Below are 18,194 nucleotides of genomic sequence, written 5' to 3'. Positions count from 1 at the left end.
ACGGAGACCCCGTCATGACACAGAGCACCGTCATCCGCTGGGAACAGGACCGCACCGGCCTCGTCACCCTCGTCCTGGACGACCCCGACCAGTCCGCGAACACCATGAACCAGGCGTTCCGCGAGTCGCTCGCGGTCGTCACCGACCGCCTGGAGGCCGAGCAGGACTCCATCCGCGGCATCATCTTCACCTCCGCCAAGAAAACCTTCTTCGCCGGCGGCGACCTGCGCGACCTGATCCGCGTGACGCCCGAGACCGCCCAGGAGCTCTTCGACGGCGGACTGGAGATCAAGCGCAACCTCCGCCGCATCGAGACCCTCGGCAAGCCGGTCGTCGCCGCCCTCAACGGCGCGGCCCTCGGCGGCGGGTACGAGCTCGCGCTCGCCTGCCACCACCGTGTCGCCCTCGACGCCCCCGGCTCGAAGATCGGCTGCCCCGAGGTGACCCTCGGCCTGCTCCCCGGAGGCGGCGGCGTCGTGCGCACCGTCCGCCTCCTGGGCATCGCCGACGCCCTCCTCAAGGTCCTCCTCAAGGGCACCCAGTACAGCCCGCGGCGCGCCCTGGAGCACGGCCTGATCCACGAGGTCGCCACCACCCCCGACGAGCTCCTCGCCAAGGCCCGCGCCTTCGTCGACGCCAACCCCGAGTCGCAGCAGCCCTGGGACAGGCCCGGCTATCGCATCCCCGGCGGCACTCCCGCCAACCCCCGGTTCGCCGCCAACCTGCCCGCCTTCCCGGCCTCCCTGCGCAAGGAGACCAATGGCGCTCCCTACCCGGCCCCGCGCAACATCCTCGCCGCGGCCGTCGAGGGCGCCCAGGTCGACTTCGAGACCGCGCAGGTCATCGAGGCCCGCTACTTCGTCGAACTGGCCGCCGGACAGACGTCGAAGAACATGATCCAGGCGTTCTTCTTCGACCTCCAGGCCGTCAACTCCGGCGTCAGCCGCCCCCAGGGCATCGAGCCCCGCCCCGTCCGCAGGGTGGCCGTCCTGGGCGCCGGGATGATGGGCGCCGGCATCGCCTACTCGTGCGCCCGCGCGGGCATCGACGTCGTCCTGAAGGACGTCTCCGCCGATGCCGCCGCCCGCGGCAAGGGCTACTCCGAGAAGCTGTGCGCCAAGGCCGTCTCCCGGGGCCGCAGCACGCGGGAGCAGGCGGACGCGCTGCTCGCCCGCATCACTCCCACCGCGGACCCGGCCGACCTGGCCGGCTGCGACGCGGTCATCGAGGCCGTGTTCGAGGACACCGCGTTGAAGCACAAGGTGTTCCAGGAGATCGAGCAGATCGTCGCCCCCGACGCCCTGCTGTGCTCCAACACCTCCACCCTCCCCATCACCGTCCTCGCCGAAGGCGTCGAGCGGCAGGGCGACTTCATCGGCCTGCACTTCTTCTCGCCCGTCGACAAGATGCCCCTCGTCGAGATCATCAAGGGCGAGCGCACCGGCGACGAGGCGCTCGCGCGCGCCTTCGACCTGGTCCGGCAGATCAGGAAGACGCCGATCGTCGTCAACGACTCACGCGGCTTCTTCACCTCACGGGTGATCGGCCACTTCATCAACGAGGGCGTCGCCATGGTCGGCGAGGGCATCGAGCCCGCCTCCGTCGAACAGGCCGCGGCCCAGGCGGGCTACCCGGGCAAGGTGCTCGCCCTGATGGACGACCTGACGCTCACCCTGCCGCAGAAGATCCGGGCCGAGTCGAAGCGGGCCGTTCTGGAGGCGGGCGGCACGTGGCCCGGGCACCCCGCCGAGACCGTCATCGACCGCATGGTCGACGAGTTCGGCCGCACCGGCCGCAGCGGGGGAGCGGGCTTCTACGAGTACGGGGAGGACGGCAGGCGCGGCGCCCTCTGGCCGGGGCTGCGCGAGCACTTCACGCGCGCGGGCGGCGAGATCCCGTTCGAGGACATGCAGGAGCGCATGCTCTTCTCCGAGGCCCTCGACACGGTCAAGCTCCTCGAAGAGGGCGTGCTGACGTCCGTCGCGGACGCCAACATCGGCTCCCTCTTCGGCATCGGCTTCCCCGGCTGGACCGGCGGAGTGCTCCAGTACATCAACGGCTACCAGGGCGGGCTGCCCGGGTTCGTGGCACGCGCGCGTGAGCTCGCCGAACGCTACGGCGACCGCTTCGCGCCGCCCGCGCTGCTGGTGGCGAAGGCGGAACGGGGGGAGACCTTCACCGACGCACGCTGAGCCACCGGCCCGTCAGGGCTCACCAGGGCTCACCAGGGCTCATCGAGGCTCATCAAGGGGAGCCGTCCGCGGGCGGCGGCTCCCCGAGCCACTCCCGCAGCTCCGAGGTGAGCGACCGCTGGAAGGCCGTCAGCAGGGCCTGGACCACCAGGGGCTGCATGTGCGCCGACAGCGACCGCACCGCCTGCGCGTCACGCTCCGGCACCTCCTCACGCAGCAGCCGCGACAGCTCGTGGGCGGCGGCGCGCGCATGATCGAGCAGGACGCTCCTGGCCGCGAGGATCGCCTCCTGCGACAGCGGTACGTCGAGCAGGCGGACGCCCAGCCTCAACAGCCCGAGGTCGACCCCGTACGCGTCCTGCTCACCCCGTACGACGCCCATCGCGACGAGCCGCTCCACGTCCTCCTCGCCGAGCGTCCGCCCAGCCTTTCGCGCGAGCTCCTCCCGGCTCACCGTCTCCACGGCGTCCGGCGCCCAGGAGGCGACCACGGCCCGGTGCACGGCGAGGTCGTGGGCGTCGAGACCGGGCGGCAGCCGGTCCAGGTAGCGCTCGATCGCCGCCAGCGTCAGGCCCTGCTGTTGCAGCTCCTCGATCAGCGCGAGACGCGCGAGATGCCCGGGGCCGTAGTGGCCCACCCGACGCGGACCGATGACGGGCGGGGGCAGGAGCCCCTTGGCGCTGTAGAAGCGCACCGTCCGCACCGTGATCCCCGCCCGGGCGGCCAGTTCGTCGACCGTGAGGTCCGGCTCCTCGGTCTCGATCGTCATGTGCAGCAGTATCGCTGTGCCACCGGTGCTGTGAAACCCGCGCGCTCCGCAGCAGGGCTGTCCCAGGCACCGGACCAGGAGCTGTCCCAGCTCACCCGAACCACTAAGGAGCGGGCCCGGCCCACTGTCAGTGGCACCATCTACGGTGGCGTCATGGAGATCACATATGTCCGCGGCGACGCCACCGCCCCGTCGGTGAAGGGCGTCAAGGTGATCGCCCATGTCTGCAACGACATCGGGGGATGGGGGAAGGGCTTCGTACTGGCGCTGTCACGCCGCTGGCCGGAGCCGGAGGCGGCCTACCGCGCCTGGCACCGCCAGCGCGCCGCCAACGACTTCGGCCTGGGCGCGCTCCAACTCGTCCAGGTCGAGCCGTACATATGGGTCGCCAACATGATCGGCCAGCGCGGCGTGCGCACGGGCAGCAAGGGCGTCCCGGTGCGCTACGACGCCATCGACACCGCCCTGGCCCGCCTGGCCGGCCGCGCGACAGAACTCGACGCGTCGGTGCACATGCCCCGCATAGGCTGCGGGTTGGCCGGGGGGAAGTGGTCCCGGGTCGAACCGCTCGTCTCCGGGCGGCTGGTGCAGCGGGGCGTCGCGGTGACGGTGTACGACCACGGGGAGGGGTAGTGCGGATGGGCGCCGACAAGGAGGGCGAGGACAGGGACATCGACGTCCTGGTCCTGGGCGGGGCAGGGGTGGACACCATCGTCCACGTACCGGAGCTGCCGCTCCCGTACGCCGACAGCTACATGATCGACAGCGGGATCCGCACCCGCGCCGGACAGACCGGCGACTTCGTCGCGCTGGGCCTCGCCGCCCTCGGCCTGCGCACCCACCACCTCGACTTCCTGGGCGACGATCCGGAGGGCGACCTGGTCCGCGCCCTGCACGACAAGCACGGCATCGCCCTGACCGCGGTCCCGCAGCCGGCCGGCACCAAGCGCGCGGTCAACCTGGTGAGCCCGGACGGGCGGCGGCTGTCGCTGTACGACACCAGCCGCGGGCGACCGGAGGACCGCTTCCCGCAGGACACCCTGCGGGCGCTGGCCACGGCGAGCCGGTACGTGCATGTGGCGATCACCTCCGGCTGCGCCGACGCGCTGCCGCTCCTGCGCGCGGCGGGCGCCCGCATCTCCACCGACCTGCACAACTGGGACGGCGAGAACCCGTACCACGAGGCCTTCGCCTTCGCCGCGGACATCGTCTTCCTCTCGGCCGCCGCGCTCACCGACCCCGCTGCCACGATGCGACGGATCGCCGCGCGGGGCCGTGCCGAGACGGTGGTCGTCACCGCCGGCGCCGAGGGCGCGCACCTGCTGTCCGAGGGCGAGCTGACCCATATACCGGCCGTCGTCCCTCCCGCGCCGGTGGTCGACTCCAACGGCGCGGGAGACGCCTTCGCGTCCGCGTTCCTCTATGGCCGCATCAGCGGCGAACCGCCCCTGAGATGCGCCCGGTTCGGTGTGACGGCCGGCGCGTACGCGTGCACCGTCCCGGCCACCGGAAGTGCCGCCGTCTCGCGTGACGAGCTCCTGGCGGCGGTGCCCCGGTAGCGCGGGCCGGTGGGCGCGCCGCGCGCTCAGTTCTCGTGCACGGAGTTCGTCGCCGCGATCTTCTTCCAGGACTTCGGCCGCACGGGCGTGGCCGACGACTTCGCGATCGAGGCGGTCCGCGCCGCGGGCGCCGCCGGCTTCGTCGGCTGCAGGAGCCAGGTGTCCAGCAGCGCGCCCAGCCGCTTGCCGGAGACCTGCTCGGCGTACGCCTGGAAGTCGGCGATCGTCGCGTTGCCGTACGCGTACTTCTGCGGCCAGCCCTTCAGGATCGCGAAGAACGCGTCGTCGCCGACCTCGTTGCGCAGCGCCTGCACGGCCACCGCGCCCCGGTCGTAGACGGCGATGTCGAACTGGTTCGCCGCGCCCGGGTCGCCGGGCTTCACCGTCCAGAACGCGTCGTCGGCCGGGTGCGAGGCGTACACGTAGTCCGCGAGATCCTGCGCCGTGCCCTCGCCCTCGTGCTCGGACCACAGCCACTGCGCGTACCGGGCGAAGCCCTCGTTGAGCCAGATGTCCTTCCAGCCCTTGAGGGACACCGAGTCCCCGTACCACTGGTGCGCCAACTCGTGCACCACCACGGAGGTGTTGGAGCCGTTCGCGAACTGCTTGGGGCTGTAGTAGACGCGGCTCTGCGTCTCCAGCGCGAACGAGGTGGTGGTGTTGGGGACGTACCCGCCGGCCGTGCTGAACGGGTACGGCCCGAAGTAGCCGCTCAGCCAGTCGACGATCTCGCCGGTGCGCTCCACGCTCGCCCGTGCCGCCCCGTCGTTGTCCCCGAGGTTCTTGCTGTAGGCGTTGATCACCGGCACGCCGCCCTCGGACGTGCTCGTCGTGACGTCGAACCTCCCCAGCGCCAGCGTGGCCAGATAGGTCGCCTGCGGCTTGTTCTGGCGCCAGTTGTAGCGGGTCCAGCCGAGGCGTGAAGTAGTCGACTGGAGCGTGCCGTTGGAGATGGCCTGGGTGCCGTCCGGCACGGCCACCGACACGTCGTAGGTCGCCTTGTCGAGCGGATGGTCGTTGCTCGGGAACCACCACCACGCCGACTCGGGCTCGTCCGCCGCGACCGCGCCGTCGGGCGTGCGGTGCCAGGTGGAGAAGCCGTACGCGCTCTTCGTCGACGGCACCCCGCGGTAGCGGACGACGACCGTGGCCGACGTGCCCTTGGCCAGCGGCTGCTTCGGCGTGACCACCAACTCGTGCTCGCCGGAGGTGGCGAAGGCGGCCGCGGCGCCGTTGACCCGGACCTCCTGGACGTCCAGCAGGAAGTCCAGGTCGAAGCTCGAAAGGTCCTGCGTGGTCTTTGCGAGGATCGTCGCCGTGCCCTGCAGCTCGTCCGTCGCCGGCTGGTACGTCAGCCGCAGGTCGTAGTGCGAGACGTCGTATCCGCCGTTGCCGTAGGCCGGGTAGTACGGGTCGCCGATGCCCGACGGGCCGGGGGAGTAACCCGCGGCGGACGCCGGGATCGCCAGCAGTACGGACGCGGCAGCGAGTGCGCCCGGCGCGATGAGTCTGCGGTGCACGAAAGCTCCAAGTCGTGGGGGTACGAAGGCTGTTCGCAGCCTATTCAGTCCCTGTGCCCAGAAGGTGTCCACCGCCACCCCTGTCACACGATCGCCATTCGGCCGTCATCAGCGCCCGCCTGCACCGGCGTGTTTCGGCCATCGGTGACCCACCGTCGGGGCCTGTCCCTCTCCCATCTGCCCTCTTCTGCACAGGAGTTGACCGGGGTACCGTCCGGCGCATGTCGACACGCATGCGCTTCACGATCTGGAGACCGCTCGTCACTGCCGCCATCACCCTTCTGGTGGCCGCCTTCCTCACCCCGGCCACCGCCCAGGGCGATCCGCGCGCGAGCAGGCCCGTCTACTCCTACGAGCACGCCATCCGCGAGGCCGTCTGGGTCGACACCGGACTCGACGGCGACGGCGACGGAAGGACGGACCGCGTCGCCGTCGACATCGTCCGCCCCCGCGAACTCGCCGCACAGGGGCGCAAGGTGCCGGTCATCATGGACGCCAGCCCCTACTACTCCTGCTGCGGCCGCGGCAACGAGAGCCAGCTCAAGACGTACGACACGGCCGGCAACGTCGTCCAGATGCCGCTGTTCTACGACAACTACTTCGTGCCGCGCGGCTACGCGTTCGTCGGCGTCGACCTCGCCGGCACCAACCGCTCCGACGGCTGCGTGGATGTCGGCGGGCGCTCCGACATCCAGTCCGCGAAGGCCGTCGTCGACTGGCTGAACGGGCGGGCCAAGGCCTACACCACCCGCACCGGCGCCACGACCGCCAAGGCGGGCTGGACCAACGGCAGAACCGGCATGATCGGCAAGAGCTGGGACGGCACCATAGCCAACGGCGTCGCCGCCACCGGCGTGCGAGGCCTCAAGACCATCGTCCCGATCAGCGCCATATCCTCCTGGTACGACTACTACTTCGCCCAGGGCGCCCCGCTCTACGACTCGGGCCCCGACTGGCTCTCGAACTACGTCGACAGCCCCGACGCCCGGGCCAAGTGCGCCGCGGTCCAGAAGAAGATCGTCGACGGGGCTCCGCGCACCGGCGACTGGACGCCGCTGTGGACCGAACGCGACTACGTCAAGGACGCGCGCAAGGTGAAGGCGAGCGTCTTCCTCGTCCATGGCATGCAGGACCTCAACGTCCGCACCAAGCACTTCGGTCAGTGGTGGGACGCCCTCGCGAAGAACGGCGTCGAGCGCAAGATCTGGCTCTCGCAGACCGGCCATGTCGACCCGTTCGACTTCCGCCGCTCCGCCTGGGTGGACACCCTTCACCGCTGGTTTGACCACGAACTCCTCGGCTACGACAACGGCGTCGACCGTGAGCCCATGGCCGACATCGAGCGCCACCCCGACCAGTGGGTCACCTCCGTCGTCTGGCCGCCGCGCGGCACCCGGACCGCGACCCTGCACCCGGCCACCGCGGCCCGGCCCGGCGTCGGCACGCTCGGTCTGCGCAAGGGCGCGGGCACCGCGGCCTTCACCGACGACCCACAGCTGAGCGAGACCGACTGGGCCGCACGGATCGACACCCCGACCCCCGACAAGGCCGGCTTCAGCACCGGTCCCCTCACCCGCGACCTGCGGCTGTCCGGCTCCTCGAAGGTCACCGTCACGGCCACGCCGACGACCGCGACCGCCCACCTCACGGCCGTCCTCGTCGACCTCGGCCCCGACACGATCCGTGACTACGCGGCGAGCGGCGAGGGCATCACCACCCTCACCGACCGCACCTGCTGGGGTGTGAGCACGGCGGGCGACAGCGCCTGCTTCAAGGAGACCGGGGCGAACACGGCCGACGTCGACCATACGGTCGTCAGCCGCGGCTGGGCCGACCTCGGCACCTTCGCGAACCCTGGCAAGGGCGTCCCGCTCACCCCGGGCAAGGCCTACACGATCACCCTCGACCTGGCCGCCACCGACCATGTCGTCCCGGCCGGTCACCGACTGGCGCTGATCGTCGCGGGCACCGACAGGGACCTCATCGACCCGCCCGCCGACCCCCCGACCCTCACCCTGGACCTGTCCCGCACCTCGGCGCGGGTCCCGTTCGTAGGAGGCGCCGACGCCTTCGCCCGAGCCACGTCCGCGGCGGCGGCTACGGCGGTCACGCCCGGCGCCGGTGTCCTGGACGGCGTAAGGACCCCGCGCAACGCCCAGCGGATCCCGTAGGCCCGGAGACCGGTCAGGAGGAGGCGGCCGAGAGCACCAGTTCGGCCGCCTCCTGCGCGCATCCCCACGCCACGGTCACACCCGCCCCGCCGTGCCCGTAGTGGTGCACCACCGGCCGCCCGTCCGGCAGCGCCGCCCGCTCCAGCCGTACCGCGTCCCGAACCGGCCGCAGCCCCACCCGGTGCCCGAGGATCCGCGCCCCGGCGACCTCCGGCCGAAGCGCCGCGCAGCGCCGGACGATCGCCTCGGCCACCTTCGGGTCCGGCTCCAGCGACCACGCGTCGTCCTCGGCCGTGCCGCCCAGCAGCAGCCGCCCGGGCTGCGGGAAGAGGTAGGTCGGCGAGCCGTCCGGGGCCGTGGCGACGAGCCAGGTGTCGACGCCGGGGTTCTCCACGACGACGAGCTGCCCCCGCACCGGCCGCACCGACGGATCCGCGGCCAGCTCCCGGGCGGCCAGCCCCGCGCAGTTGACCACGACGGGCGCCTCGGCCTGCGCCAGGTCGGTCACCGTGCGCTCCTCGACCCTGCCGCCCGCCCGCAGCAGCCGCTCCCGCAGCCACGGCAGATACATCGACATGTCGATCAGCGGCAGTCGCACCCGCACGCCCGGCCCGGCCCCGTACTCGCGTGCCGTGGTCCGGCGCAGCCCGGTCAGCCGACCGGCCGCCCAGGCCTCGACACGGGCCGGCTCCTGCTCCCCCATCACGCCGTCGACCAGGCGCACGCCGGTCTCCTCGGGCCGCTCGGCGAGGCTCTCGTAGATTTCCAGGGAACGCAGCGCCCAGGCCCGCGCCGACACCTTCGGTTCGATGTGGTACGGCCACCACAGCGCACCGGCGACGGCGGAGGTGGTCCGCTCGACCGGGTCGCGCGTCCAGACCCGCACCCGCAGCCCGCGCTCGGCGAGTACGACGGCCGTCGACAGCCCGATGACCCCGCCGCCGACCACGATCGCATCGCCGTTCACCCGAGTGTCCATGCCCGGACGGTAACCGACCGTGCCGACCGTCGGCGAGATCGCCGGAGAAGGGGTGCGACGGCGTCCGCGGACGACCACTAGGATCTACGACCTGATGACTGCCACTCTCGTCGCCAAGAACCTCGCCGCCGGGCACGGCGACCGCTCCCTCTTCTCCGGGCTCGACCTCGTCGTCGCCCCCGGGGACGTGATCGGGCTGGTCGGCGCCAACGGCGCGGGCAAGTCCACCCTGCTGAGGCTGCTCGCCGGGCTCACCGCGCCCGACCAGGGCGAGCTCAGGCTCTCCCCGCCGACCGCGACCGTCGGCCATCTGCCCCAGGAACCGGAGCGCCGCGCCGGTGAGAGCGTGCGGGAGTTCCTCGCCCGCCGCACCGGCGTCGCCGAGGCACAGCGCACGATGGACGAGGCCACCCAGGCCCTGGTCGACGGCGCGCCCGGCGCCGACGACGCCTATGCCACGAGCCTGGAGCGCTGGCTCGACCTGGGCGGTGCCGACCTCGACGAGCGCGCCGAGGAGGTCGCCGACTCGCTGGGCCTGGGCGTCGGCCTCGACCAGCTGATGACGTCCCTGTCCGGCGGGCAGGCCGCCCGCGCGGGCCTCGCCTCCCTCCTCCTCTCGCGCTACGACGTCTTCCTCCTCGACGAGCCGACGAACGACCTCGACCTCGACGGCCTGGAGCGCCTCGAACGCTTCGTGACCGGCCTGCGTGCCGGAACCGTCGTCGTCAGCCACGACCGCGAGTTCCTCACCCGCACGGTCACCAAGGTCCTCGAACTCGATCTCGCCCAGCAGCAGATCAACCTCTACGGCGGCGGCTACGACGCCTACCTGGAGGAACGGGACGTGGCCCGCCGGCACGCCCGCGAGGACTACGAGGAGTACGCCGACAAGAAGGCCGCGCTCCACGACCGCGCGCAGACCCAGCGCTCCTGGATGGACAAGGGCGTGAAGAACGCGCGCCGCAAGGCGGGCAACGACAACGACAAGATCGGCCGCAAGTTCCGCAGCGAGGCCAGCGAGAAGCAGGCCGCGAAGGCCCGGCAGACCCAGCGCATGATCGAACGCCTGGACGTCGTCGAGGAGCCGCGCAAGGAGTGGGAGCTGCGCATGGAGATCGCGGCCGCACCGCGCTCCGGCGCGGTGGTCGCCACCCTGCGCGAGGCCGAGGTGCGGCACGGCGACTTCCGCCTCGGGCCGGTGTCCCTGCAGATCGACTGGGCCGACCGGGTCGCGGTGACCGGCGCCAACGGCGCGGGCAAGTCGACGCTGCTGGGCGCGCTCCTCGGCCGCGTCCCGCTGGACGCGGGCCACGCGGCTCTCGGTTCGGGCGTCCTGGTCGGCGAGGTCGACCAGGCGCGGCAGCTGTTCCACGGCTCCGAGCCGCTGCTCGACACGTTCCGCGCGGCCGTTCCCGACACCGAACCGGTCGAGGTGCGCACCCTGCTGGCCAAGTTCGGCCTGAAGTCGGACCACGTGATGCGGGCGGCGGGCACTCTGTCACCCGGGGAGCGCACCCGCGCCGCCCTCGCGCTGCTCCAGGGCCGGGGCGTCAACCTCCTCGTCCTCGACGAGCCGACGAACCACCTCGACCTCCCGGCCATCGAGCAGCTGGAGTCGGCCCTCGACGCCTACGAGGGCACGTTGCTCCTGGTCACCCACGACCGGCGCATGCTGGACGCGGTCCATGTGACGCGTCGGCTGGAGGTGGCGGACGGCAAGGTGACGGAGCGATAGCCGCTGCCCGAGCCCGCCCGCTTCCCATGCCGTCGGCAACCGCTCCTCACCGGCCGTCCCGCGGGGTGGGGAGCGGAGGATTGAACGGGGACGGTGCGGCCAGGGCCCAGCGCAGGGCCGTCGCCCGGCGGATCTCGACCACGCGCTCGATGTCGAACTCGACGAGCTTCAACGCGCCGGGCAGCGCAGCGCTGCGCTGCGGATCCCAGTCGAGCCGGGCCCGGCCGGTCAGCTGGAGCGTGTGGCCCTGCTCCCAGTCCAGGAAGAGCAGCCCGCAGGACGGGTTGAGATGAAGGTTCCCCAACGTCATGTAGAAGGAGTTCCCGACGTAGTCCGGCCAGGAGAGCCGGCGGGCACCGTGGACGGTCACGAAGCCCGGCTCGCCACCGCGATGCGAGGCGTCGGCCCCGTGATCGGGGGAGTGGCTGGCGATGAAGAAGGTGTCCGCCTGTGAGATCCACCGCCGCTGACGCTCGGTGAGATCCGCGCGGACCTCGGCCATGGGCTGTCCGGGGTCCGCGGCGTCCTCCAGAGGGACCCGCTGCTGAATGTACTTGGGGCAGTTGCCGAGGACCTGCTCGGCGCGGACGTGGAGAGCACCCTCTCGCCGTTGCGCCACGCCGTTCAGCCTGATGCGGCGCACGGTGCGCGGTTCGATCGCGAGCATCCCGACGGCGCGCTCGGTGTCGAAGGCGTGCTCGAGGGGGTCGCCGGTCACCGGCACGGCGGCGACCCTGAGGTGGTGTCGGTCGACGGTGTCGGCGAAGCCGATGCCTCCTGTGACGGCGGAGGCCCACACGGCGCCCTCGGCGTCGGCCGCGCCGAGCAGGAGCAGCCGTTGCTGCCTCAGGAAGTGGGCGAACGGGGGCTGGATCACATCGTCGAACATGGGTGAGCCCCACCCCGAGTGGCCCTCGCCCGCCCTCCTCTGTACGGCCTGTTCACCCTGGTGCTGGAGCGGCTTGGTCACGCTGGCCTCCTTGTGTTCCGCGGTTCTCCCCGACCTCGACCCCGCCCGCTGCCCGCTGCCCTCGGTCCCGGCCGGTGATCGAGACGCTAGTGAGGGCGCGAGGCCTCTGGTTGTCGAATCGCGCACCGCGCATGGAGGGGACGCGTCCAGTTCGTCGAGCGACCCGGCGGCTCGGTGCGGCCGCGGTGTGCCGCATCGGCGCAGACGGGGCCGGGTGCGGACTGTACTCGTGGGGTCACAGAGGGCCATGTGGTTGATCGAGAAACTACTGGGCGCTGTAGAAAACCAGCAACAGGGTATGTTCCAATGGCTCGCGGCGGGACGGATGCAGGGGTGACACCAGCCCATCGGGGTGCGGCGGCCGCAACGGCGCGGCTGTGGTGAGGCGACGAAGCACCCCCCTGATTCCTGCTCGACAGACGGGGGTTAGTCGATGGCACATGTCGGTGTTCGGAGTTCGGCTCGGACCGTTGTCCATCTCGATGCGGACATGCAGTCCCATGGCTGCGTACAAATTGTTCGCGGACATGACGAAGAGCCTCGAGGGACCAGGGCGACGAAACGGTTCGGTGAAGTGCGGGCGCATTTCGTGGAGGGCGGCCCGCGGGAAATGATCCGACCCAGCAGACTGCTTGAACCGGGTCTGGACGGGTATTTGAGCGTATGTCGCCCGCTGGCCGGCGAGGTGCTGGTGTTCCAGGACGGACGACATGCGTCGGCCCGTGGGGCGCAGCTCGTCTGCTACGACAGTTCACGGCCTTACAAGATCATCATGCCGGAGCGGTTCCGTATGGTGATCCTGGTGCTTCCGCATCGTCTGATGGGGCTCACCGCCAAGGACACCGGGACGCTCACGGCGAGGGCATGGCACGGATCGCACGGCCTTGGGGCGCTGATGTCCGACCTGCTCGTCGGCCTTGAACAGCACGGCGAGCAGGTCGACACGGGGATCGAACTCCTGGGCGGCAGCGTGGCGGGCCTGGCCGCCGCACTGTTCGCCGAGCAGTTGCGCTCGATGGCCGAGGAGACCAGCGTGGCCAGACCGACCCTGATGCTGAGCATCCAGGCGTTCATCCGCGAGCGGCTGGCCGACCCCGAGCTCAGCCCGTCGACGGTGGCCCAGCGGCACAACGTCTCGCTCCGCTATCTGCAGAAGATATTCCACGAGCACAAAACCAGTCCCGCGCGCTGGATCCGGGACGAAAGGCTCGCTCGGTGCCGGTCCGAGCTGGCCGATCCCAGGTTCGATCACCTCTCCATCGCGGTGATCGGCGAACGCTCCGGGTTTTACGGGGCTTCCCACTTCAGCCGCCTCTTCCGGGACCGGTACGGCGTCACGCCCCGGGAATTCAGGAAAATGCGCGAGGCGGCTCTCAGCAATTGACGCACGGTGCGCGTGTTCCATGGTCCGGACCGTTGACAACAGTCATGGAAAGGTAATGCGTTGACCAGTTTTGAGTTTCCCGGAGAGTACTACGAGATCATGCGCAGGGGCTTTCGGGACCTCGCCGCCGAAACGGAGTTCCTCGCCTCCCTCGCACCGGCTGGCGCCCGCGTGCTCGATCTCGGCTGCGGAACGGGCACCAACCTTCGCGAGCTCGGTGCACGAGGCTTCTCGTGCCTGGGAGTGGACCAGAGTGCACGTTTCATCGAGTATGCGCGCAACGCCGGCGGCGAGGGCGTCGAGTACGTGCACGACAGGGCCGAGGCCTTCGCCTGCGAGGACCGGTTCGATCTCGTCTACAGCCTCTTCATGACGCTGAACTACCTGCCGCGAGCCGAGCTGCGGCCGGTTCTTCGGAAACTGCGGGACCTGCTGCGGCCCGGCGGCCATGTCGTCCTGGAATTCGGTCACCTGCTGAACTTCGTGGAGAGCTACCAGCAGCACACGGTGGCCCACCACCGCGGTGACGGGGTGCTCATCACCCGGCTCGCCCGCCAGTCGATCAACCCGCACGCGGCGAGCTGGCGGAACGAGGAGACGCTTCTCGTCCGTGAACCGGACGGCCGGGTGGCCATGTACGACAACTTCTTCGACCAGGCCGTCCTCACCGGGCCGGAGGTGCGAGAGCTGTTGGCCGACGTCGGACTGACGATAACCGCCGAGTACGGCGGTTTCCGGAAGGAGCAGGCGCCCGGCCATGGACGCGGCCCGCTGGTGATCGTGGCGACCGCGGCGGGGGAGAGCTCCAAATGACGACCCCCGACATCTCGTTCCTCGACGGCGGCCCCGCCGTCGAGCCGAACGTGGCCCACCTCGGTGAGGCGCTCGTCCGCGCGGCGCACGACGGAGGCGCCGAGGAACGCATCCGGTTCATCCGGCCGGACGGCAGCGAAACCGCAAGCACGTACCGGCATCTGCTGGACCGGGCCGCACGCATGCTCGCCGGCATCCGCGCCGCGGGCGTCCTCCCCGGCGAAACGATCATTCTCCAGGTGGGTGACGACCCGGAACTGCTGGCCGCCTTCTGGGCGTGTGTCCTGGGCGGGTTCGTCCCCATGCCCGTCAACGCCGGCGCCACCGCCGACCAGCGCGCGGCCGCTCCCGAGCTGCTGCGGCGGGTCTGGCACGGCTACGGCAGGCCGAGGGTGATCACCGGCGCCGGTCAGGAGCTGTCACCCGAGGTCACCGCCGATCCCGGCTGGGGCGGCGCATGGCTGGGAACCACGCCCGAACTGCTCTCGCACACACCGGATGTGACGTGGCATCAGGCCGATCCGGACGACCCGGCCGTGCGGCTGCTCACCTCGGGCAGCACCGGTGTGCCCAAGGCGGTGGTGCTCAGCCATCGCAACGTGCTGAGCCGGACGGCGGGCACCGTCCGGGTGAACGGGCTGAGCAGCCGGACCCGCACCTTCAACTGGATGCCCCTGGACCATGTGGGCGGTCTGGTCATGTTCCACGCCCGTGACGTCTACCTGGGCTGCCACCAGGTGCACGCCCGCTTCGCGTGGGTGCTCGACGATCCGCTGCGCTGGATCGCCGCGATGGACCGGCACCGTTCGGACACCACCTGGGCGCCCAACTTCGCCTTCGGGCTCATCAACGACCAGGCGGACCGGCTCAAGAAGCAGTCCTGGGACCTGGGTTGCCTGCGCTACATCATGAACGGCGGCGAAGCCGTCCGCAGCGCAGTGGTCCGCCGGTTCCTGGAACTGCTCGCCCCCTTCGGGCTTCCGTCGGACGCCATGTACCCGGGCTGGGGCATGTCGGAGACCTCCGCCGGAGTGGCCGACTGCGAGTTCTCCGTCGCCAACGCGGGGGACGAGCGCTATGTGCCCGTGGGGCGGCCGCAACCGGGCACCCGTCTGCGGGTGGTCGACGAGCGCAACGAGCTCGTCCCCGTCGGCGTCACCGGCAGACTCCAGGTCACCGGCGCCTCCGTGACCGCGGGTTACTACCGCAACGCCGAGCAGAACCGGCAGTCGTTCACCGCCGACGGCTGGTTCAAGTCCGGTGATCTCGCCTACATCCAGAACGGAATCCTCACGGTGACCGGCCGGGCGGACGACGTCATCCAGCTCGACGACGTCACGTACCACGGCCACGAGATCGAAGCCCGGGTGGAGGAGCTCGACGTCGTCGTGCCGTCGTACACCGTGGCCTGCCTGGTGAGCGGGCAGGACGCGGAGCGCGAAGAACTCGCGGTCTTCTTCCACCCGCGCGACGGCGTGGACGTCTGCGAGGCGGAACGTCTGGTCCGCGGCCGGGTGGCGGACGCGTTCGACGTCGACCTGGCACATGTCGTGGCGGTCACCAAGGAGGACGTCCCCAAGACCGGCATCGGCAAGCTGCGCAGGGCCCAGCTGCGGGAGCGGTTCGAGGCCTCAAGGGGTGCGGACCGGGCCGACGCCCTGGCACAGCGCTCCTGACCGGTCCCTGAAAAGGGGCGACATGCAGGCGGTGGCGCCAGGGGAGGTCCCCCTGGCGCCACCGGCCTGTTTCCGGGGCCGGTTCAGCGCCCGCCCCACCGACCGGGTTGGGCCACGGCGGGGACGGTCGCCGGGAGCTTGCGGCCCAGGAACTCCCTGACCAGCTCGGCCGTCTCCGCGCAGTGCGTCTCCAGGGGAAACGCCGGAAGCCGACCATCACACGATCGAGCTAAAACAACCTCAAGCACGCTCGTCGACGAGCAGTGCCAACCCCTCGCTGTGAGCCTGCCCCTGCCCCTGCCCCTGCCCCTGCCCTGCCGTGCCGTGTCTGCCGTGCGCTGTCGGCGGTCGTGCGCCGGCGCCCCTCGTACACGTCGTACAGGTGCCGTCCGTCCGTTCAGACTCCGGTGTGGCGGGTCCGCGCGTAATGCCGGGCCGCCTTGGCGCGGTTGCCGCACAGCGCCATGGAGCACCAGCGGCGGCCGCCGTTGCGGGAGGTGTCGAAGAAGTACCGGATGCAGTCCGGCTGATCGCACAGGCGGATCCGGTCCGCAGCCGTGGTGAGCAGACGCAGGTAGTCGCGGGCCGCGGTCCACGCCGCGCCCCAGGCCGGATCCTCGAACTCGGTCGCCTCGCCGGGCCCTTCGGCGGTCAGGGTGGGCCTGATACGGCCGTGCGCCAGGACGTCGTCGACCTGCCGGGCAGCGTCCGCGGAGCCCGGCGCGGTGACGGCGGCCGACAGCGCCTCGCGGGCGAGGAGAACCGCCCTCAGTGACGCGGTGTCAGCGGGGAAGCGGTCGGCCAGGCCATGGCCGGCCAGCCAGACGTGCAGGCCGCTGGGCGAGTCGAGCAGGTCTTCGTCGTGACCGTGCTCCTTCCAGCGGGTGTTCAGCAGGTCGAGAGCCAGGGGCTCGCCGACGAACGGACGCGGGTCGGTCTCGGTCATCGCACCATCCTCCATCCGAACCGTTCTAACCCCTCAAGCATACGTGACTGGTTGCAAGGTGAGATTCCTAACCTGTAAAGTCCGTTTCGTTGGTTAGCCGGATCGGCGTGTGCGGACGTACCAAATCGCGTGCGCGTTCACACGAGAAGCGAGAGGCCACCGTCCCTAGCGTGAGGACGGCGCGAGATCGGCCGACGGCCCCTCGACGCGCCCCGACGTCAGACGAGCACGCAGGCACAGGAGGGTTTCCATGACTGTTACCGAGACTCCGAGTCCGGCCATGGGCGGCGAACAGGCCCCTGTCTCCGCACAGGAGATCCTGGCGCGGGCGCGGGCCGCGGCCCCGCTGCTGCGCGAGCGCTCCGAGGAAATTGCACGCACCCGGCGCCTTCCGGAGGACGTCGTCCGGCTGGTGCGCGACACGGGCGTCTTCCGCATCGGAATGCCGAAGGAATGGGGCGGCCCGGAACTCACCTTCGCGCAGCAGAGCGAAGTGATCGAGGCGCTCTCCTACGGTGACTCCGCCGCCGGCTGGTGCGCCATGATCGGCATGGACACCTGGATCTACGCGGGCTACCTGGACGACCTGGTGCTCAAGGAGATGCTCGCCAACCCGGACGCGATCACCGCCGGTCTGATCTTCCCGGTCGGTCGTGCCGACCGGGTTCCCGGTGGCTACCGGGTCAACGGCCGCTGGCCGTTCGGCAGCGGTGTCACCCACGCCGACTGGGTCGTCGGCGGCTGTGTCGTCCACTCCGACGGCGAGCCGGAGCCGGGTCCGGACGGTGCGCCGGTGAACTGGCGGTTGATGCTGGCCCGTCGCGAGGAATTCGAGACGGTGGACACCTGGCACACCCACGGTCTGGCCGGCAGCGGCAGCATGGACTACCGGGCCACCGACCTGTTCGTCCCCGAAGAGCGCTCGTTCGACTTCACGAATCCGCGCGGATCCGGGCCGCTGTCCGCCCCCGACGCCTTCCTGGGCAATGTGCCCGGGGTGCCGCTGGGCGTCGCCCGCGCGGCACTGGACCATGTACGCGAGCTGGCGGCCGACCGCGTCGAACGGGCCACGGGCACCCCCTGGTCGGACAGCTACCGCGTGCAGACGGCCATCGGCCAGGCCGAGATGGAACTCTCCGCGGCCCGCTACGCGGTCTACGGCACGCTGAACGAGCTGTGGAGCCGGCTGGAGGAGGGTGTGCAGCCGACGCGCGACCAGCAGGTCTCCTCGGCGCTGGCCCGCGTCAACGCGTTCCGCACGGCCCGCTCGATCGTCTCGCGGCTCTCCGACCTCGTCGGAACGGCCTCCATCTACCAGAGCTCTCCACTGGACCGCTGGCTGCGCGACCTCCACACCATGTGCCAGCACATTCTCGCCCAGGAGCAGATCGTGCAGTCGGCAGGAGCCCATCTCCTCGGCGGCACCCCGCAGGCGCCCTTCCCTCTCGGGCTCAAGGGATAACCCGGACACGGTGACGGC

The 18,194-nt window shown here is 70.9% G+C and carries 14 protein-coding genes; 9 read left to right on the top strand and 5 right to left on the bottom strand.

The features are described from left to right. Positions 1-14: 14 nt before the first annotated feature. Positions 15-2,192 carry a 3-hydroxyacyl-CoA dehydrogenase NAD-binding domain-containing protein gene (locus ACIBTS_RS03165; protein WP_399316154.1) on the top strand — a complete coding sequence of 726 codons (2,178 nt, stop codon included), beginning with the start codon at positions 15-17 and terminating at the stop codon, positions 2,190-2,192. A 52-nt stretch (positions 2,193-2,244) separates the two neighbouring features. Here ACIBTS_RS03165 and ACIBTS_RS03160 read toward each other — a convergent pair whose 3' ends face one another. Then, positions 2,245-2,961 carry a MerR family transcriptional regulator gene (locus tag ACIBTS_RS03160; protein ID WP_399316152.1) on the bottom strand — a complete coding sequence of 239 codons (717 nt, stop codon included), beginning with the start codon at positions 2,959-2,961 and terminating at the stop codon, positions 2,245-2,247. A 153-nt stretch (positions 2,962-3,114) separates the two neighbouring features. Between ACIBTS_RS03160 and ACIBTS_RS03155 the strand changes: the two genes are divergently transcribed. Next, complete coding sequence (locus ACIBTS_RS03155; RefSeq protein ID WP_399316150.1) at positions 3,115-3,594, top strand: macro domain-containing protein; 480 nt, start codon at positions 3,115-3,117, stop codon at positions 3,592-3,594. 5 nt (positions 3,595-3,599) lie between these two features. Continuing rightward, complete coding sequence (locus ACIBTS_RS03150) at positions 3,600-4,520, top strand: adenosine kinase (RefSeq protein WP_399316148.1); 921 nt, start codon at positions 3,600-3,602, stop codon at positions 4,518-4,520. Positions 4,521-4,546: 26 nt separating this feature from the next. On the opposite strand, the gene ACIBTS_RS03145 is transcribed toward ACIBTS_RS03150, so the two are convergent. Next, positions 4,547-6,040, bottom strand: a complete 1,494-nt coding sequence (locus ACIBTS_RS03145) for a M1 family metallopeptidase (RefSeq protein ID WP_399316146.1) — start codon at positions 6,038-6,040, stop codon at positions 4,547-4,549. A gap of 221 nt (positions 6,041-6,261) precedes the next feature. Here ACIBTS_RS03145 and ACIBTS_RS03140 point away from each other — a divergent pair, with 221 nt between their 5' ends. Next, on the top strand, positions 6,262-8,211 hold the full coding sequence (locus tag ACIBTS_RS03140) for a Xaa-Pro dipeptidyl-peptidase (protein WP_399316144.1): 1,950 nt from the start codon (positions 6,262-6,264) through the stop codon (positions 8,209-8,211). Between the two features lie 13 nt (positions 8,212-8,224). On the opposite strand, the gene ACIBTS_RS03135 is transcribed toward ACIBTS_RS03140, so the two are convergent. Further along, the gene (locus ACIBTS_RS03135; RefSeq protein WP_399316142.1) at positions 8,225-9,190 is read right to left on the bottom strand and encodes an FAD-dependent oxidoreductase; all 966 of its coding nucleotides are present in this window, start codon (positions 9,188-9,190) and stop codon (positions 8,225-8,227) included. 94 nt (positions 9,191-9,284) lie between these two features. On the opposite strand from ACIBTS_RS03135, the gene ACIBTS_RS03130 reads away from it, so the two are divergent. Next, on the top strand, positions 9,285-10,925 hold the full coding sequence (locus ACIBTS_RS03130; RefSeq protein WP_399316140.1) for an ABC-F family ATP-binding cassette domain-containing protein: 1,641 nt from the start codon (positions 9,285-9,287) through the stop codon (positions 10,923-10,925). A 46-nt stretch (positions 10,926-10,971) separates the two neighbouring features. Here the strand turns inward: ACIBTS_RS03130 and ACIBTS_RS03125 are convergent, their stop codons facing one another. Continuing rightward, positions 10,972-11,895 (bottom strand): pyridoxamine 5'-phosphate oxidase family protein, encoded by a 924-nt coding sequence (locus ACIBTS_RS03125; RefSeq protein WP_399316138.1) that lies wholly within the window; start codon positions 11,893-11,895, stop codon positions 10,972-10,974. A gap of 433 nt (positions 11,896-12,328) precedes the next feature. On the opposite strand from ACIBTS_RS03125, the gene ACIBTS_RS03120 reads away from it, so the two are divergent. Genes ACIBTS_RS03120 through ACIBTS_RS03110 form a run of 3 tightly spaced genes read left to right on the top strand, consistent with a single transcriptional unit; the run spans position 12,329 to position 15,768 of the window. After that, positions 12,329-13,279 (top strand): helix-turn-helix domain-containing protein, encoded by a 951-nt coding sequence (locus ACIBTS_RS03120; RefSeq protein ID WP_399316136.1) that lies wholly within the window; start codon positions 12,329-12,331, stop codon positions 13,277-13,279. A 60-nt stretch (positions 13,280-13,339) separates the two neighbouring features. Beyond that, a complete protein-coding gene (locus tag ACIBTS_RS03115; RefSeq protein WP_319673090.1) occupies positions 13,340-14,092 on the top strand; it encodes a class I SAM-dependent methyltransferase in 753 nt (250 codons plus the stop codon). Further along, positions 14,089-15,768: an AMP-binding protein gene (locus ACIBTS_RS03110; RefSeq protein ID WP_399316133.1), complete on the top strand. Its 1,680-nt coding sequence runs from the start codon at positions 14,089-14,091 to the stop codon at positions 15,766-15,768. The genes ACIBTS_RS03115 and ACIBTS_RS03110 overlap by 4 nt, the downstream gene beginning before the upstream one ends. Before the next feature lie 397 nt (positions 15,769-16,165). On the opposite strand, the gene ACIBTS_RS03105 is transcribed toward ACIBTS_RS03110, so the two are convergent. Beyond that, on the bottom strand, positions 16,166-16,714 hold the full coding sequence (locus ACIBTS_RS03105) for a CGNR zinc finger domain-containing protein (protein WP_099935482.1): 549 nt from the start codon (positions 16,712-16,714) through the stop codon (positions 16,166-16,168). Positions 16,715-16,964: 250 nt separating this feature from the next. Between ACIBTS_RS03105 and ACIBTS_RS03100 the strand changes: the two genes are divergently transcribed. After that, positions 16,965-18,176, top strand: a complete 1,212-nt coding sequence (locus ACIBTS_RS03100) for an acyl-CoA dehydrogenase family protein (RefSeq protein ID WP_399316131.1) — start codon at positions 16,965-16,967, stop codon at positions 18,174-18,176. Positions 18,177-18,194: the final 18 nt, after the last annotated feature.

This window comes from Streptomyces sp. NPDC050121 (assembly GCF_044460385.1).
Taxonomy (GTDB): domain Bacteria; phylum Actinomycetota; class Actinomycetes; order Streptomycetales; family Streptomycetaceae; genus Streptomyces; species Streptomyces soliscabiei.
Note: the sequence above shows the minus strand (reverse complement) of the source record. Positions and strands in the feature narration are given on the sequence as shown.

Coding starts and splice junctions, on each gene's coding strand:
- ACIBTS_RS03165 (WP_399316154.1), top strand. CDS start 15: ATGACACAGAGCACCGTCATCCGCTGGGAACAGGACCGCACCGGCCTC.
- ACIBTS_RS03160 (WP_399316152.1), bottom strand. CDS start 2,961: ATGACGATCGAGACCGAGGAGCCGGACCTCACGGTCGACGAACTGGCC.
- ACIBTS_RS03155 (WP_399316150.1), top strand. CDS start 3,115: ATGGAGATCACATATGTCCGCGGCGACGCCACCGCCCCGTCGGTGAAG.
- ACIBTS_RS03150 (WP_399316148.1), top strand. CDS start 3,600: ATGGGCGCCGACAAGGAGGGCGAGGACAGGGACATCGACGTCCTGGTC.
- ACIBTS_RS03140 (WP_399316144.1), top strand. CDS start 6,262: ATGTCGACACGCATGCGCTTCACGATCTGGAGACCGCTCGTCACTGCC.
- ACIBTS_RS03135 (WP_399316142.1), bottom strand. CDS start 9,190: ATGGACACTCGGGTGAACGGCGATGCGATCGTGGTCGGCGGCGGGGTC.
- ACIBTS_RS03130 (WP_399316140.1), top strand. CDS start 9,285: ATGACTGCCACTCTCGTCGCCAAGAACCTCGCCGCCGGGCACGGCGAC.
- ACIBTS_RS03120 (WP_399316136.1), top strand. CDS start 12,329: ATGGCACATGTCGGTGTTCGGAGTTCGGCTCGGACCGTTGTCCATCTC.
- ACIBTS_RS03110 (WP_399316133.1), top strand. CDS start 14,089: ATGACGACCCCCGACATCTCGTTCCTCGACGGCGGCCCCGCCGTCGAG.
- ACIBTS_RS03105 (WP_099935482.1), bottom strand. CDS start 16,714: ATGACCGAGACCGACCCGCGTCCGTTCGTCGGCGAGCCCCTGGCTCTC.
- ACIBTS_RS03100 (WP_399316131.1), top strand. CDS start 16,965: ATGACTGTTACCGAGACTCCGAGTCCGGCCATGGGCGGCGAACAGGCC.